Genomic DNA, 16,154 nt, shown 5'->3' with positions numbered 1-16,154 from the left:
CCGGGGCGGATGACAGAACGATGACTTGAGCGGAAGGTGGCTGAAACCGGGTGGCAGCGCCGGCGGCCATGCTGGCCGCCGGCGCCGGTGGGTCAGGTGCGCGTGATCGAGACGCCGCCATCCACCAGCGACGCCGTGCCGGTGACGAAAGCCGAATCGTCCGATGCCAGGTACAGCACCGAGCGCGCCAGTTCTTCCGGCGTGGCCACGCGCTTGAGCGCATGCAGGTTGGTGATGAACGCCTGTGATTCCGCGGTGTCGTTCATGGTGCGATACATGTCCGTGTCCACGGCGCCCGGCAGGATCGCATTGACGCGGATGCCCTGCGGCCCATACTCGGCCGCAAGCGCCTGCGTCAGGCCGATCAGGCCGGACTTGCTTGCCGCATACGCGGCCACGCCGGGAAAGGCGACGGTGTAGCCAACGAAGGTCGATGTGAAGATCACCGAACCGCCGCCGTCCTTCAGCATCTGTGCAAGCTGGTGCTTGGCGCCGAGGAATGCGCCGGTGAGATTGATGGCAAGGGTGTCGTTCCAGCCCTCCGCCGAAACCCCGGTGCTGGGCCCGCCCTCGCCGAGCGTGCCGGCGTTGTTGAAGGCGATATCCAGGCGGCCATAGCGCTCGACCGCCAGCGCCACCAGCGCGCTGGCGTAGTCCTCGCGCCGCACATCGCCGGCGAGCGCCACCGCGTCGCCGCCGGCGTCACGGATCTGCGCCACCAGGCTGTCCAGTTCGGACTGGCGGCGCGCACCGACTACCACCCTGGCGCCCTCGGCGGCAAACAGCAAGGCCGTGGCGCGGCCAATGCCGGCACTGGCGCCGGTAATGATGGCAACTTTTCCTGACAAACGTCCCATGATCGATCTCCGGTCTGGCGCGCGGGGCAACTTGCTGGTCCCCGGCGCCGGTTTTGCGGGTAGGGCAGCAGGAACCGTCCCGCTGCCTCGTGAAACCAGTATCGGCACCGCGCGCGGTTCGCACTAGACTGAAGACCGCGGAACAACTTTCCGGATATGCCGAACAATGTTCAAGCTAGAGGGTGTCGCCAGCTTTGTCGCCGTGGTGGAGGCAGGCTCCATCAGCGAGGCCGCGAGGCGGCTCAACTTGTCCAAGTCCGTTGTCAGCGAACGCCTGGCCGAGCTTGAAAAGGCGATGGGTGCCAACCTGCTGCGCCGGACCACGCGGCGGCTGTCGCTGACCGAGGACGGCGCCGCCTTTCTGGAGCGGGCCACGCGCATCCTGCATGAAGTGGAGGCGGCGGCAACCGATGTTGCCGAGCGGCGCGGCACCCTGGCGGGGTCGTTGCGGATTTCCGCGCCGGTCACATTTGGCCGGATGCACCTGGGGCCTGCCATCTATCCGTTCCTGGCCCGGCATCCGGAACTGGAGCTGAGCCTGGACCTGGACGACCGCCGCGTGGACGCGGCCACCGACAGCTATGACGCCGTGGTGCGGCACGGCCCGCTGGAGAGCTCGCGCCTGGTGGCATGGGAGCTTGCCCCCAGCCACCGCCTCCTGGTCGCATCCCCGGATTACCTGGCGCAGATGGGCACGCCGGCAACGCTGGCGGAGCTGCAGCAGCACCGTGGCATCTTCTACGCCAACCGCGGCGCGGCTGACTGGCGCCTGCACGGCCCCGACGGCACCGAAATCGCCCGTGCCGCCGTTGCGCTGCGCGTCAACAACGGCGACATGATGCGCGATGCCGCCATCGCGGGGGTCGGTATCGCGTTGTTGCCGACCTTTATTGCCGGTGATGCCATCCGGCAGGGGGCGCTGGCCGTGATCGAGGTCGGCCTGCGGGCCGAGCCGGAATCCATCTATATCGCCCACCCGGAAGGCCGGCGGGTGTCGGCGCGGCTGCGCGCGTTTGCGGAGTGCGTGCGCACGGCCATCGGCAGTCCGCCGTACTGGGACGCATGGGCGCAGGCACGCGGGGAGGGCGCGGGAACCTGATGCCGGCTGCTGGCCGGATTCCACGATCGCCATGTGGCAGCCCTGCAAGCCTGGAGGATTGCCGCCCGCGCCGCGCGGCCTGTATTCTAGTGCTGTGCCCGGCGCCCCGTTTCCGCAAGGAGGCAGGGCGCCATGCACTTCACATCGAGCCGGCCATACAGGAACCCCATGCAGGAACCCGAACTGGATGAAATCAATATCCGGATCCTCGAGGCGTTGCAGCGCGACGCCAGCCTGACCAACGTCGAGCTGGCCGCGCGCGTCAACCTCTCGCCGTCGCCCTGCCTGGCGCGCGTGCGCGCGCTGGAGCAGCGCGGGATCATCCGGCAGCGCGTGACGCTGCTCGATCCGCAGAAGCTTGGCCTCAACGTCAACGTCTTTATCCACGTGTCGCTGGAGCGGCAGGCGCGCGAGGGGCTGGATGCCTTCGAACGCGCCGTGCGCGCGCTGCCCAACGTGATGGAGTGCTACTTGATGACGGGCGACGCCGACTACCTGATCCGCGCCGTGGTGGCCGACGTCCAGGCCGTGGAGCGGCTGATCGTCGACGAGATCACGCGCATCCCCGGCGTCGCCAACATCCGCAGCAGCTTCGCACTCAAGCAAGTGATGTACGACACAGCCTTGCCGCTGCGCAATCCTCGCTAGCCTGGCGTTCGGCGTGGGATATGCCGCAGCCTCGGCATTTTCGAGTGGTTTTTATGGTGAGCGGCAGTGGATTGTGCTGCCACCTGCCGGATAGGCAGTCAACTTCAGCACCTCATGCGGGAGGGCACTCCATAGAATGGGACAAAACCCATTGGAGACTTCCCCATGACCGACCTTGCCTCCCCACACGCCCGCCTGCTCGCCCAGGCCACGCCCGGCGGTGACGACGATCCGCAGGAGACGCGCGAATGGCTGGACGCGCTGGAGGCAGTGGTGGCGCAATGCGGGCAGGAGCGCGCGCGCTTCCTGCTCGGCCGGCTGCTCGATGCCGCCCCCGCGCTGGGTGTGTCGACCACGGCGCAGAGCAACACGCCTTACCTGAACACCATCCCGGTCGAGCGCCAGCCGCCTTATCCGGGGGATCTGGCGATGGAAGAGCGCATCACCGGCATCGTGCGCTGGAATGCCCTTGCCATGGTGGTGCGCGCCAACCAGGCCTACGGTGAGCTGGGCGGGCATATCTCCAGCTATGCCTCGGCGGCGGACCTGTTCGAGGTCGGCTTCAACCACTTCTTCCAGGGCGCCGATGCCGGCAACGGCGGCGACCTGGTCTACTTCCAGCCGCACTCGGCCCCGGGCGTGTACGCGCGCGCCTTCCTGGAAGGGCGCCTGTCCGAAGCCCAGCTCGACAACTTCCGCCGCGAGGCGGGCGGGCAGGGCCTGTGCTCGTACCCGCACCCCTGGCTGATGCCGGACTTCTGGCAATTCCCGACCGGCTCGATGGGGCTGGGCCCGATCCAGTCGGTCTACCAGGCGCGCTTCATGCGATACCTGGAGCACCGGGGGCTGCAGGCCACTTCGGGCCGGCACGTGTGGGGCGTGTTCGGCGACGGCGAGATGGACGAGCCCGAATCGATCGCCGCACTGCCGCTGGCAGCGCGCGAGAAGCTCGACAACCTGACCTTTGTCATCAACTGCAACCTGCAGCGCCTGGACGGTCCGGTGCGCGGCAACGGCCAGATCGTGCAGGAGCTGGAAGCGCTGTTCCGCGGCGCGGGCTGGAACGTGATCAAGGTGCTGTGGGGCAGCGCCTGGGACCCGATCTTCGCGCGCGATCACTCCGGCGCGTTGCTGCGCGCCTTCGCCTCGACCATGGACGGCCAGTTCCAGACCTACAAGGCCAAGGACGGCCACTACGGGCGCGAGCATTTCTTCGGCCAGAACGAAGCGCTGAAGGCGCTGGTCGCGCATATGACGCCGGATGAGGTGGCGGCGCTGAACCGCGGCGGGCACGACCTGCGCAAGCTCCATGCGGCCTTTGCCGCGGCACGCGCGCACAAGGGCCAGCCCACGGTGATCCTGGCCAAGACCATCAAGGGCTATGGCATGGGCAATGCCGGCCAGGCGCAGAACACCACGCACCAGCAGAAGAAGCTCGACATCGAGGCGCTGAAGGCATTCCGCAGCCGCTTCGGCCTGGAGCTGTCCGACGAGGACCTGGAATCGATGCGCTTCTACCGCCCGGCCGAGGACAGCGCTGAACTGCGCTACCTGCGCGAACGCCGCCAGGCGCTGGGCGGCTACCTGCCGGCGCGCCAGCGCCAGGCCGACGCCGTGGCGGTGCCACCGCTGGCGCAATACGGCCAGTTCGCGGTGGCGGCCGGCCAGAAGGAAATGTCGACCACCATGGCGATGGTGCGCATGCTGACCGGCCTGCTCAAGGACAAGACGCTCGGCCCGCGCGTGGTGCCCATCGTCGCCGACGAGGCGCGCACCTTCGGCATGGCCAGCCTGTTCCGCCAGGTCGGGATCTATTCATCGCAGGGCCAGCTGTACGAGCCCGAGGACGCCGGCTCGATGCTGTATTACCGCGAGGACATCCGCGGCCAGATCCTGGAAGAGGGCATCACCGAGGCCGGTGCGATGTCGTCGTGGATTGCCGCGGGCACCGCCTACAGCAACCATGGCACGGCCATGCTGCCGCTCTATATCTACTACTCGATGTTCGGCTTCCAGCGCATCGGCGACCTGATCTGGGCCGCCGGCGACCAGCGTGCGCGCGGCTTCCTGGTGGGCGCGACGGCCGGCCGCACCACGCTGTCGGGCGAAGGGCTGCAGCACCAGGACGGCACCAGCCACATCATTGCCGCCACCATCCCCAACTGCCGCGCCTATGACCCGGCCTATGCCTATGAACTGGCGGTGATCGTCGACGCGGGCATGCGCGCGATGATGGAGCGCCAGGAGGACGTGTTCTATTACCTGACCGTGATGAACGAGAACTACGCCCAGCCGTCGATGCCGGCGGGCGTGGAGCGCGACATCGTGCGCGGCATGTACCGGCTTGCGCAGGTGGAAGGCGGCGGGCGCGCCAGGGTGCGGCTGCTCGGCAGCGGCACCATCCTGCGCGAGGTGGAAGCCGCGGCGCGGATGCTGGCCGAGGACTGGCAGGTCGACAGCGAGGTGTTCAGCGTCACCAGCTTCTCCGAGCTGGAGCGCGAGGCGCGCGAGACCGTGCGCCAGCGCCTGCATCATCCGCAGGACAGCATCGCCCCCAGCCATGTGGAAGCGCTGCTGGCCGGCGACGCCCCGGTGGTGGCGGCCACCGACTACGTGCGCGCCTACCCGCAACTGATTGCGCCCTATGTGCCGGCTCCCTTCACGGTCCTGGGCACCGACGGCTATGGCCGCAGTGACAACCGGCCGTCGCTGCGCCGCTTCTTCGAGGTCGATCGCGCCTATGTCTGCGTGGCGGCGCTGCGCGCGCTCGCGGTGCAGGGCGCGGTGCCGGCCTCGGTGGTGGCCGAGGCGATCACGCGCTACGGCATCGACACGGAAAAGCCTGCGCCGTCCGCGCTCTGATATCGCCCGCTTCGCCCTGCAGGCCCGGCGGGGCGATTCGGTGCGGGACTCCACATGCTCCGGCTGCAGCTGTTAAGCTTTGCCCTTCTGCAGCCGCTCCAGTTGCGCGCCCATGCCACCACGGGCGCGCACCGCCATGGTCCGGCGCCGCCCCCCAGCATGATCGCCAAGCGCCGGATATGAAACGGATTCCTGTTGCCCGCATCGCCACCATCGTCATGGCCTGCAGCCTCTTCGCAGCCAATGCCAGTGCCGCCGACAGTGTCGGCCAGCGCCAGATAGAACGCGCTGTCAACGATGCCATCCGCCCCCTGATGGCGGCGCACGGCGTCCCCGGCATGGCCGTTGCCGTCACGGCCGGCGGCAAGCGCTATGTTTTCAACTACGGCGTCGCGGCGAAGGAAGGCGGGCGCAAGGTCGACGGCGACACGCTCTTCGAGATCGGCTCGGTCAGCAAGACCTTCACCGCGACGCTCGCATCCTACGGCCAGGCCCGCGGCACCCTGTCCCTGGCCGACCCTGCCGGTAAATACCTGCCGGCGCTTGCGGGAAGCAGCCTGGGCGCGACCAGCCTGCTCGATCTTGGCACCTATGCCGCCGGCGGCCTGCCGCTGCAGTTTCCGGATGCGGTCACCGATACCAGGACGATGGTCGATTATTTCCGGGGCTGGCGCCCCAGATATGCCGCCGGCACCCATCGCCAGTATTCGAATCCCAGCATCGGCTTGTTCGGCTACCTGGCTGCCAGCAGCATGGGCCAGCCCTTCGATGACCTGATGGAGAAGACGCTGTTCCCGGCGCTCGGCCTGGCCCACACCTACATCAGGGTGCCGAAAGCGCGCATGGGCGACTACGCCTATGGCTATTCGAAAGACGGCAAGCCGGTGCGCGTGACGCCCGGCGTGCTCGATGCCGAAGCCTACGGCGTGAAGACCACCGCGGCCGACATGATCCGCTTTGTCGAAGCCAACATCGACAGCGCCGGCCTGGACGACAAGCTGCGGCGTGCTATTGCCGGGACGCACACCGGATACTTCAAGGTCGGCGACAGGGTGCAGGGGCTGGGCTGGGAAATGTACGCCTGGCCTACCCGGGTCGACAGCGTGCTGGCCGGCAGTTCACCGCAGGTCGTGTTCGAGGCGAACCAGGTGAAGCGGCTGGAGCCGCCGTTGTCATCGCCCGCCGATGTGCTGGTCAACAAGACCGGCTCCACCAATGGCTTTGGCGCCTACGTGGTCTTTGTGCCGGCGAAGCGGATTGGCATCGTGATGCTGGCGAACAAGAATTTCCCGGTGCCGGAGCGGGTGAAGGCAGCGTTTCGGATACTGGCGGTACTGGATGGTGTGCCGGGAGGGGCGGATACACGGTAAGGGGAGGGTGGGGCTGCGTCACGCATCGCAGGCCTGTCCAGCGGCTGGTCCGCAAAAAATCCGGCTTTCCATGGAATAGTCCACGCCTCCCATGTGTATACGCAGGTAACCCCCGGCCGCCGGCTAACGCCAGGCCCGGAAGAAAGGAGACCCTGCAATGCAACGGAGAACCCCAAGCAATGGCGTCTGCACTGCGGCACGCATTATGCCGGCGCTGTTCCTATGGGCTGCAAGCTTTGCCGCGCCAGCCCAGGAAGCCCACCACCATCACCAAACCACCGCGGGGCAGGCACCGCCGCCCTTTGTCGCCAGCACCGCAAAGCCATTCTCCGGCCTGATGGGTGACGCCATGGCCGTGATGGATCACGGCATGGCGCAGGCAGCCATGAACGGCATCCCCGACCACGACTTTGTCACCATGATGATCCCGCACCACCAGGGCGCGATCGACATGGCCAAGGCGCTGCTGCTGTATGGCAAGGACCCGGAGCTGCGCAATCTTGCCCAGGCCATCATCACCGAGCAGCAAAACGAGATCCGCCTCATGCAAGCCTGGCTCCAGCGCAGCCAGGCCAGGGCGCCTGCCGCCAATCCTCGCTAACCGGCGGACCTGCACCGCCCGAATCAGGACCGAACCATGAAAAGACATGCCCTTATCCTTGCCATGGCCGCGCCTCTGGCAATCGCCGCGCCGCAGCCACAGGATCGCGTTTACACCGCCGACCAGAACAGCAACACCGTTTCAGTGATCAATCCGGCGAGCAACACCCTGCTTGGGCAGATCCGCCTTGGCAACGCGCGGCCGGACGTGCTGTCTCCGCTTTACAAGGGCGAGCTCAATGTCCACGGCCTTGGCTTCTCGCCCGACCATCGGACCCTGATCGCGATCTCGAACGGATCGAATTCCGTCGCGTTCATCGATACGGCAACCAACAAGGTCAAGGGCATTGCCTATATCGGGCGCTCGCCGCATGAGGGCTTCTTTACCGCGGATGGAAAAGAGGTGTGGGTAGTCGTGCGCGGCGAGGACTATATCTCCGTCATCGATCCGGTGACGTTCCGCGAGACCCGCCGCATCCAGACCACGGCAGGGCCGGGCATGGTGCTGTTCCATCCTGCCGGCAAGCTCGCCTTCGTGGTGTCCAGCTTCAACCCCGTGGTGGATGTCATCGATGTCAGGGCACACAAGGTGGTCAAGCGGCTCAGTGTCACCAGCCCGTTCTCACCGTTCCTGCAGTTCACGCCGGACTTCCGCGAGGTGTGGATGACGCACAAGGACGTGGGCAAGGTCACCCGCATCGACACCGAAAAACTGGAAGTGAAGGGCGTCTTCGACTCCGGCTTCATCACCAATCACCTTGCCTTTGCCAGGACCGCGCGTGGCACGTTCGCCTATGTGACAGTGGGCGGCGAAAACGTGGTCAAGGTATTCACCACCGAGGCCGAACCGCGGCTGGTCGCGACCATTCCGGTCGGCGCGCTGCCGCACGGCATCTGGGCTGCCGATGACGGTTCACGCATCTATGTCGGCCTGGAAAACGGCGACGCCGTCGACGTGATCGACACCGCAACCAACCAGGTCACGACCCGCGTGCCGGTTGGCCAGGCCCCGCAGGCGCTGGTCTATGTCTCCAACGCCGCGCCAGGCGGCGACGGGACCGCCAACCTTGTGCAGAGAGCGAACAGCGATCCGGTCAACATCGCCCTTAAGCCGGTCCGTGGCGATGCCAAGGGCTTTGTGGTCGCGCGCAATCTCGGTGTTGTCGACGCGCTGGAAGTATCCCTGTTCAAGCTGAAGCCGCAAACCACCTACAGCGTCTATGTCGCAGGACAGGCCGCGCCCGTGGCAAGCTTCCGCACCAATGCGGCCGGCATGGCCAACGGCACCGCCATTGGCCCGCTGCGCGAAGTCGTGACGACGCTCTCGCCAAAGAGCGCCGCCCCAGCCAAGCTGATCGTCATGGAGGGCGACGCGGCGGCGGATCCGGCTACGGCGGTGTTGGTGAGCGCGCCGTGAGCTGAGCCTGGCGACCTGGGTAAGCGGATGCCCGGCTAGAGCGCCAGCATCCATCCGCCCAGCGCCGTGCCGGCCACCACCAGCACGGGGGATACACGGCCGTAGACGAGCAGGCCGAAGGCCGCCAGTGCCAGGCCGAAATCCGCCTTCGAGTGAATCGCGCTGGTCCATACCGGGTCGTACAGCGCGGCGGCCAGTACGCCAACGACGGCTGCATTGATGCCACCCATCGCGCTCTGCACCCCATCGCGCTGGCGCAGGCTTTCCCAGAACGGCAAGGTGCCGGCCACCAGCAGAAACGCCGGCGCAAAGATCGCGAGAAGCAGTACCAGCGCGCCCACCCATCCACCCAGTGGCGCGGGCGAGAGCGCCCCGAGGTACGCGGCAAAGGTGAACAGGGGGCCCGGAACTGCCTGTGCTGCGCCATAGCCCGCCAGGAATGCATCATTGCCGACCCAGCCAGGGGGCACCACGCCAGCCTGCAGCAGCGGCAGTACGACATGGCCACCCCCGAAAACCAGCGCTCCGGCCTGGTAGAAGACCGACACCGCCGACATCGTCATCGAACCAGTCATTGCGGCAAGGGCCGGGAGCAGCACCAGCAGCACGCCGAACAGCGCGAGCAGCAAAGCGCCGACCCGGCGACTCACACCGTAGTTGAGATGCTGGGCAGGAGGCAGATGGTTCAACTGCAAGGTCCAGCGCGCAACCAGGCCACCCAGCACAATGGCAGCAACCTGGCCCACCGCACTTGGCACCGCGAGAACCAGAAGCGCGGCCACGACCGCGATGCCGGCGCGCAGCCGGTCCGGACACAGCGACCTGGCCATGCCCCATACCGCCTGTGCGACAACCGCCACGGCCGCCACCTTCAGGCCGTGGACTGCCCCGGAATCCGCAACGCCGGACCAGCGCGCAACGCCAAAGGCAAACAGGACAAGTGCAATCGCAGAGGGCAGGGTAAAGCCCACCCAGGCGGCCAGCGCGCCAAGCCAGCCCGCCCGCTGCAGCCCCAGCGCCATGCCAACCTGGCTGCTGGCTGGCCCCGGCAGGAATTGACACAGCGCGACCAGGTCCGAGTAGCTCTTGTCATCGAGCCAGCGGCGGCGCTCCACGAATTCGGCGCGGAAGTAACCGAGGTGCGCGATCGGGCCGCCGAACGAAGTCAGGCCAAGTTTCAGGAACGCCCGAAGGACCTCTGGAGCCGTGCCACGTGTGGTTGCGTCAGCGGCGCGGTTTGTGTCCTGGGCGGGGTTGGGGGGCATCGGCGATTTTCTCGGTTAAGGCTTCGTCGACCGGTTCCGCGAGCCGTGGGCGCAAAGCCCCCAGCGCCTGACGGCCCTTGTCCGTGGCGACGTAATACGGCTGGAGACTACCTTAGGGGTGGCGTGCTGTCGATCGCACATCTTGCCTGCTGATGTGACCGCCTTCTACGTCACTCGCGCCCTGAAACCCCGCGCCTCCCAATGGCGGTTCCCTGGCTGGGCTCAAGGCCGTACAGGTTACCTGGGTCAACTCGGACATTTTCGACTCGGACATTTGAATCGGGCTGACCATAGATACAACTTTGCCGCTACAGATTAGTTTCGCATAATAAGTGTTATGTTAACTTCACCAACAGATGGTGACGGCCTTGGCACCAAGCGTGAACCTATGTACAAGACTCTCACCCAGAATGCTGAAACGCGCCTTCCCGATGCGTACGGCACCGGACTGACTTGAGAATCCGTCACAACTATCCTCTGGGTACACAAGCGGCGTACGGCGACGTCAAGGCGGATATCAAGAGGCTGAGCAACAGAATCAGGAGACACCCATGCTGGAGACGATGCTGGATCAGTTCCCTCCGCTGGAACAGGAAGCTTTCCGCGAGACCTGTCTGCGTAACGGGGTCGCACCCGACGGATTTACCGTGACAGCCGTTGAAGACGCTGCAGGCGCCGCGCCGGCACGCAGGCGCACCGTCTCGGTAGGCTTCGGGAGGGAAATCCGCCAATACAACGGAAACTTGGGGGCGCAATGGACTGTCGATTTCGAGGACGACCTGAGATCGCGTGTGTTCGGCTGAGCTTTGCCTCTCTGCATCGCCGTTGCGCCCGGTACGTCAGCGGACCGACTACTTACGCCTGTGGGGACAACATTTTCGACACAGGCAATCAGGTCGGCAAGTAGCGCCAGCGGCGCGGCGCTATCGGGCCGCGCAATGCTTCATACCTCGAGCACTGGCGCGAAAGAAGCGCCGCGGCCAGATCAACCCCAATCACACAGGCCCATCATGGACTTCATTACCAGCGCCGGCCCGCTAATCTCGTTGATCGCCGGCATCCTTATTCTTGTCATTCCGCGGCTGCTTAACTATATCGTCGCCATTTACCTCATCGTCATCGGCCTGCTCGGACTGTTTGGCGGGCACCTGCGCTGAGCGAAGCCGGGGAACGGCAGCCATAAGGCGGAAGGCTATGCGTGCATCTAGAGGCGGGCACTAAAGCAAAAGCCCCGCGCGGATGGATCCGGCGGGGCTTGGGCGAATGTGGTTGCGGGGGCAGGACTTGAACCTGCGACCTTCGGGTTATGAGCCCGACGAGCTGCCAACTGCTCCACCCCGCGGGGCGAAATATACGCGGGTTGGCAGCACTTGGATACCCCTTCCCCCAAAAAAACTGTGCAGAATGCCGGGCAGCCTTCTCGGGCCGGCCGCTTTTGGCATTGGCTCCCGGAAGCTCGCTCTTGCTGGAATCTCGCTACAAGGGAGATCTACCTTTGCCAAGGCGTGTCCTGGCGCGTTGCCACGGCCGCGGTCCAGGTTGCAGGACCGATACCGCTGCCCCCTGCCCTCCGGCGTTCTGCGTTCAGAATCCAACATTCTCCCGCCCCTTGAGCTTCAGCAAGGTACGCGCCTCCTCCGGCGTGGCAACCTCCAGCGAAAGCGCTTCAATCACACTGCGCACGCGCAGGACCTGCGCGGCATTGCTGTCGGCCAGTTTCCCGGGGCCGTCCCACAGCGAGTCCTCCAGCCCGACGCGTACGTTGCCACCCATCGCCGCGGAAATTGCCGCCAGCGGCATCTGGCTGCGGCCGGCGCCCAGCACCGACCAGACGTAGTCCTTGCCGAACAGCCGGTCCGCCGTGCGGCGCATATGCATCAAGTCCTCCACATGCGCGCCGATGCCGCCGCGCAGCCCGAATACGGACTGGATCAGCAGCGGCGGCTTCAGCAGCGCGCGATCGAGAAAATGGGCGGCCGTGTACAGGTGCCCGATGTCGTAGCATTCGGTCTCGAAGCGCGTCTGGTTCTCGCTGCAGGACTGAAGGATGTAGGCGATATCCTTGAAGGTGTTCCTGAAGATGCCGTCATAGCTTTGCGCAAGATGAGGCCGTTCCCAGTCGTGTCGGAATTCCTTGAAGCGGTCCAGCAATTCGTACAGTCCGAAGTTCATCGAGCCCATATTGAGCGAGGCGACTTCGGGGCGCAATTGCAGTGCGGGCTGCAGCCGCTCCTGCACGCTCATCGACGGCGCACCGCCGGTTGTCAGGTTGATGACCACGTCCGATGCCGCCTTGATGGCTGGCGCGAACTGGCGGAACAGCGCCGGGTCCTGCGACGGGCGCCCGTCCGCGGGATTCCGCGCGTGCAGGTGGACGATGGCGGCACCGGCCCGCGCGGCGTCGATCGCGCTCGCCGCGATGTCATAGGGCGTAACCGGCAGGTGGGGTGACATGGACGGGGTGTGGATCGAACCGGTGATGGCGCAGGTGATGATGACTTTGTTCATGGTGTTTCTGCTTTCGGTGATGGCATCGCACGGATGCCGTTGTCGCTACCGGCTGGCATCGCCGTCCCACTCCTTGCGTGCCCGGTCCCGTCTGGCAAAGCCCGCCTGCGCCTGCCGTTCGCGCACGTGGCCGTAGCCGCGCACGCTGGCCGGCCAGCCAAGCAAGGCCAGCAAGCGTTCGGTCGGCCACTGCGCCGCGGCTTGGCCGAGCAGGTCAAGGTCTGCCTCATAGGCCGCCAGCACGCGGCGATTGAGCTGTGCTTCGGCGCCCCGCGCGAACGGATCGAGCCGGCTGCCGCGCAGGAAGCGCGCACCGGCCAGCAGGCGGAACGCGGGCCGGATCCACGCTCCGACGGCGGTCTTGCCGATCTTCCCGGTCACCTTGTCCAGCTTGCCGAAGGGACCGCCCGCGAGATGGAAGCTGACCTTGAAGTCGCCGTCGAAACCGTCGCGCAGGGACTGCATGAACGCCGGGCGTGAATACAGGCGCGCCACTTCATACTCGTCCTTGACCGCCAGCACGCGGTAGTACTGCGTTGCCACCTGCCGCAGCAGCGCCTGCGCATCGCTGCGGCCCGCCAGCACCCGGCGCAGTGCCTCGATCCGAGTGCGGTAGCGTGTGGCCAGTGCCGCGTTCTGGTAGTCGGCGAGGCGCCGGGCCCGGTCGTCGATCAGTTCGCCCAGCGGACCGTCAGCCTTCTTCGGGAACTGGACCACCTGCGCCGGCGCCAGCAGGCGCCGCACTGCGGCGTGGTCGTGCGCCAGCCATCGGCCCAGCGCGAATGCCTTGTGGTTGGTGCCGGTCGCCACGCCGTTGAGTTCGATGGCTTTCTCCATCGCCGCGCGCCGCACCGGGATCACGCCCTTCTGCCAGGCATAGCCGAGTAGCAGCATGTTCGAGAGGATGGCGTCGCCAAGGAGCTGCTGTGCGAGCGCCGCCACATCGACGAACTCGGCGCGCACTCCCAGCGCCCCGCTCAACCGCTGCCTCAGGCCTGCCTCATCCGCCGACCAGTCCGGCTGGCTGGTGAAGTCGCTGGTGGGCACGATCCCAGTGTTGACGAAGGCGCGCGCCTGTCCCGGCCGCAGTCGGGACAGCGCGTCCGCGCCCGCGGCGACGATCAGGTCGCATCCCAGCAGGACATCGGCCTCCGCATTGCCGATGCGCGCTGCGTGCAGCAGTTCCGCGCGCGGCGCAATGCGGATGTGGGAGCCGACCGCACCATACTTCTGCGAGAGCCCGGTGACGTCGAGCGAGCTGCCGGCCTTGCCGTCCAGGTGCGCGGCCATGGTCAGCACGGCGCCAATGGTGACGACACCGGTGCCGCCGATGCCCGCCACCAGGATTGCCGTCGGCGCGAAATCGCCCGGGATCTCAACGTCGGGCAGCGCGGGAATCGTCAGCTCGCCGTCCTTGCCGCCCTGTGGCCGGCGCGGCCTGGCGCCATCGAGCGTGACAAAGCTGGGGCAGAAGCCGCGCACGCACGACAGGTCCTTGTTGCACGAAGACTGGTTGATCTGCCGCTTGCGGCCCAGCGGCGTCTCCAGCGGTTCGATCGCGAGGCATCCGGACTGTTCGCCGCAATCGCCGCAGCCCTCGCAGACTTCCGGGTCGATATAGGTACGGACCTGCGGGTCGGGCAGCTTGCCGCGCTTGCGCAGGCGCCGCGCCTCGGTGGCACACGCCTGGTCGTAGACCAGCACCGACAGCCCGGCATGTTCGCGCAGCCCGCGCTGTACGGTCTCCAGCTGCGCGCGGTCGTACACCGGCACGCCCAGCGCCGCGCGCCTTGGCCCGTCGTAGGTGGTCACGTCATCGGTGACCACCACGATCTTGCCGATCCCTTCCGCCCGCAGCTGGGCCACTGCCTTGTCCACGCTCAAGTCGCCGTCCACGGGCTGGCCGCCAGTCATGGAGACAAAGCCGTTGAAGAGCAGCTTGTAGGTCATGCGCAGATTGGCCGCCTGCGCCTGGCGGATAGCCAGGTAGCCGGAATGGAAGTAGGTGCCGTCGCCCATATTGGCAAAGACGTGGGGTTCGCGCGTGAACGGCGCCTGCCCCATCCACATCACCCCCTCTCCACCCATATGCGAAGCCGTGTGGGTCTTGGCCGGGTCGTTCAGCATGGCAATCGTATGGCAGCCGATGCCGGCCAGCGCCCGGCTGCCGTCCGGCAGCCGGGTCGACGTGTTGTGCGGACAGCCCGCGCAAAAGCTGGGGCGGCGCAGCGGCGCGCCCTGCCCCGCCTCGCACGGGACCGGGGCATTCGCGTCCGGCGCGGGCGGCAGGCCCAACAGCTCGCGGATCGCTTCGGCGACCTGGAGCACCGTCAACTCGTTGCAGATCGGCAGCACCGGCGTGCCGCGCGACGCCGACCATTCGGTCGCGCCGTCGAACTTGCCACGCACCACCGGTGGCCGCGCGAGGCGCGCATCGAACAGGATGGACTTCAGTTGTGACTCAAGCAGCGGCCGCTTCTCCTCGATCACCAGGATGGTATCGAGACCTTGCGCAAAGGCGCGCACGATCTCGTCGTCGAGCGGCCACACCATGCCGATCTTGAGGATGCGCAGCGCGGCGCCGTGCGGGCCGTCGGCATCGATCCCCAGCCGCTGCAAGGCCTGCATGGTGTCGGCATACGACTTGCCAGCGGTGACAATGCCCACCGTCGCTGCCGGTGCGGCCCATGTCAGGCGGTTGAGCCCAGCCGCCCTGGCAAACTGCACGGCCGCCGGCAGCTTGTGCGCGTACAGGCGCTCCTCCGCGGCCGGCGCCATCTCGAAGGCGCGGATATGCAAAGGCCCGTTGGCGGTGGGCAAGTCGCCGACCGGTGCCTGCCGGCCCACGTCGACCTCGGCGGCGGACTCCACCACATCGGTCACCAGCTTCATCCCCACCCAGCAGCCGCTGTGGCGCGACATCTCGATGCCGCGCAGGCCGAAGTCGATGATGTCCTGGACGTTGGCCGGATACAGCACCGGGATACCTGCCGCGATCAGCGAAAAATCCGACTGGTGCGCGGTGGTGGAGGACTTGGCGCTATGGTCGTCGCCCGCCAGCACCAGTACGCCGCCGGCGGCGCTGGTGCCGGCGAGGTTGCCGTGCTTGAACGGGTCGCCGCTGCGGTCCACACCCGGTCCCTTGCCGTACCAGATGCCGAACACGCCGTCCACGGTTGCCCCTGGGAAGGTGCCGACATACTGCGTGCCCCAGACCGCGGTGGCGGCCAGGTCCTCGTTCACGCCGGGCTGGAAACGGATGTTGGCCGCCTGCAGCAGCGGCGCGATCCGCCACAGCTCCATATCGAGCCGGCCCAGCGGCGAGCCGCGGTATCCGGAGATAAAGCCACCGGTATTCCTACCCAGGGCACCATCGATACGGCGCTGGTCCAGCGCGATACGCACGATGGCCTGGTTCCCCGTGAGAAAGACCTTGCCGGCCAGCTGCTCGAAGCGGTCGTCCAGCCGTGGCGACTGCAACGCCGATGGCTCCGTGCGTGCGTTCATGCCTGAGCGCCCGTGATGACG

At 66.7% G+C, this 16,154-nt stretch carries 12 protein-coding genes and 1 tRNA gene; 8 read left to right on the top strand and 5 right to left on the bottom strand.

From position 1 onward, the window contains the following. Positions 1-92 precede the first annotated feature (92 nt). Positions 93-857 carry an SDR family oxidoreductase gene (locus AC3WLE_RS01455; protein ID WP_492317089.1) on the bottom strand — a complete coding sequence of 255 codons (765 nt, stop codon included), beginning with the start codon at positions 855-857 and terminating at the stop codon, positions 93-95. Positions 858-1,023: 166 nt separating this feature from the next. Between AC3WLE_RS01455 and AC3WLE_RS01450 the strand changes: the two genes are divergently transcribed. The 6 genes from AC3WLE_RS01450 (at position 1,024) to AC3WLE_RS01425 (ending at position 8,853) form a co-directional block, all read left to right on the top strand. Next, positions 1,024-1,956, top strand: coding sequence for a LysR family transcriptional regulator (locus tag AC3WLE_RS01450; protein ID WP_492317088.1), 933 nt, complete (start codon positions 1,024-1,026; stop codon positions 1,954-1,956). Between the two features lie 168 nt (positions 1,957-2,124). Further along, positions 2,125-2,604, top strand: coding sequence for an Lrp/AsnC family transcriptional regulator (locus tag AC3WLE_RS01445; protein WP_010809356.1), 480 nt, complete (start codon positions 2,125-2,127; stop codon positions 2,602-2,604). Between the two features lie 165 nt (positions 2,605-2,769). Then, on the top strand, positions 2,770-5,466 hold the full coding sequence (gene mdeB, locus AC3WLE_RS01440) for an alpha-ketoglutarate dehydrogenase (RefSeq protein WP_492352763.1): 2,697 nt from the start codon (positions 2,770-2,772) through the stop codon (positions 5,464-5,466). A 179-nt stretch (positions 5,467-5,645) separates the two neighbouring features. Further along, positions 5,646-6,836 carry a class C beta-lactamase gene (gene ampC / locus AC3WLE_RS01435; RefSeq protein ID WP_492357462.1) on the top strand — a complete coding sequence of 397 codons (1,191 nt, stop codon included), beginning with the start codon at positions 5,646-5,648 and terminating at the stop codon, positions 6,834-6,836. Between the two features lie 157 nt (positions 6,837-6,993). After that, complete coding sequence (copM, locus tag AC3WLE_RS01430; protein ID WP_492317085.1) at positions 6,994-7,437, top strand: CopM family metallochaperone; 444 nt, start codon at positions 6,994-6,996, stop codon at positions 7,435-7,437. Positions 7,438-7,473: 36 nt separating this feature from the next. Beyond that, complete coding sequence (locus AC3WLE_RS01425; RefSeq protein ID WP_492355789.1) at positions 7,474-8,853, top strand: YncE family protein; 1,380 nt, start codon at positions 7,474-7,476, stop codon at positions 8,851-8,853. A 35-nt stretch (positions 8,854-8,888) separates the two neighbouring features. Here AC3WLE_RS01425 and chrA read toward each other — a convergent pair whose 3' ends face one another. Continuing rightward, positions 8,889-10,118, bottom strand: coding sequence for a chromate efflux transporter (gene chrA / locus AC3WLE_RS01420; RefSeq protein ID WP_492352764.1), 1,230 nt, complete (start codon positions 10,116-10,118; stop codon positions 8,889-8,891). A gap of 551 nt (positions 10,119-10,669) precedes the next feature. Here chrA and AC3WLE_RS01415 point away from each other — a divergent pair. Beyond that, a complete protein-coding gene (locus AC3WLE_RS01415) occupies positions 10,670-10,921 on the top strand; it encodes a hypothetical protein (protein WP_492317082.1) in 252 nt (83 codons plus the stop codon). A gap of 207 nt (positions 10,922-11,128) precedes the next feature. Next, positions 11,129-11,275 carry a DUF3096 domain-containing protein gene (locus AC3WLE_RS01410; RefSeq protein WP_010809333.1) on the top strand — a complete coding sequence of 49 codons (147 nt, stop codon included), beginning with the start codon at positions 11,129-11,131 and terminating at the stop codon, positions 11,273-11,275. Positions 11,276-11,384: 109 nt separating this feature from the next. Here the strand turns inward: AC3WLE_RS01410 and AC3WLE_RS01405 are convergent. The 3 genes from AC3WLE_RS01405 to AC3WLE_RS01395 form a co-directional block, all read right to left on the bottom strand. Beyond that, a tRNA-Met gene (locus AC3WLE_RS01405) sits at positions 11,385-11,460 on the bottom strand. 242 nt (positions 11,461-11,702) lie between these two features. Continuing rightward, positions 11,703-12,626 carry a 3,5-dioxohexanoate:acetyl-CoA acetone transferase gene (gene kce / locus AC3WLE_RS01400; protein ID WP_492317081.1) on the bottom strand — a complete coding sequence of 308 codons (924 nt, stop codon included), beginning with the start codon at positions 12,624-12,626 and terminating at the stop codon, positions 11,703-11,705. Positions 12,627-12,671: 45 nt separating this feature from the next. Further along, on the bottom strand, positions 12,672-16,133 hold the full coding sequence (locus AC3WLE_RS01395; protein WP_492317080.1) for an indolepyruvate ferredoxin oxidoreductase family protein: 3,462 nt from the start codon (positions 16,131-16,133) through the stop codon (positions 12,672-12,674). Positions 16,134-16,154: the final 21 nt, after the last annotated feature.

This window comes from Cupriavidus sp. FW306-1B-F12B, assembly GCF_058781795.1.
The sequence above is the reverse complement of the archived record's forward strand: the minus strand, read 5'-3'. Positions and strand labels throughout refer to the sequence as shown.

Coding starts and splice junctions, on each gene's coding strand:
- copM (WP_492317085.1), top strand. CDS start 6,994: ATGCAACGGAGAACCCCAAGCAATGGCGTCTGCACTGCGGCACGCATT.
- AC3WLE_RS01455 (WP_492317089.1), bottom strand. CDS start 857: ATGGGACGTTTGTCAGGAAAAGTTGCCATCATTACCGGCGCCAGTGCC.
- AC3WLE_RS01445 (WP_010809356.1), top strand. CDS start 2,125: ATGCAGGAACCCGAACTGGATGAAATCAATATCCGGATCCTCGAGGCG.
- ampC (WP_492357462.1), top strand. CDS start 5,646: ATGAAACGGATTCCTGTTGCCCGCATCGCCACCATCGTCATGGCCTGC.
- AC3WLE_RS01450 (WP_492317088.1), top strand. CDS start 1,024: ATGTTCAAGCTAGAGGGTGTCGCCAGCTTTGTCGCCGTGGTGGAGGCA.
- AC3WLE_RS01415 (WP_492317082.1), top strand. CDS start 10,670: ATGCTGGAGACGATGCTGGATCAGTTCCCTCCGCTGGAACAGGAAGCT.
- mdeB (WP_492352763.1), top strand. CDS start 2,770: ATGACCGACCTTGCCTCCCCACACGCCCGCCTGCTCGCCCAGGCCACG.
- kce (WP_492317081.1), bottom strand. CDS start 12,626: ATGAACAAAGTCATCATCACCTGCGCCATCACCGGTTCGATCCACACC.
- AC3WLE_RS01395 (WP_492317080.1), bottom strand. CDS start 16,133: ATGAACGCACGCACGGAGCCATCGGCGTTGCAGTCGCCACGGCTGGAC.
- chrA (WP_492352764.1), bottom strand. CDS start 10,118: ATGCCCCCCAACCCCGCCCAGGACACAAACCGCGCCGCTGACGCAACC.
- AC3WLE_RS01410 (WP_010809333.1), top strand. CDS start 11,129: ATGGACTTCATTACCAGCGCCGGCCCGCTAATCTCGTTGATCGCCGGC.
- AC3WLE_RS01425 (WP_492355789.1), top strand. CDS start 7,474: ATGAAAAGACATGCCCTTATCCTTGCCATGGCCGCGCCTCTGGCAATC.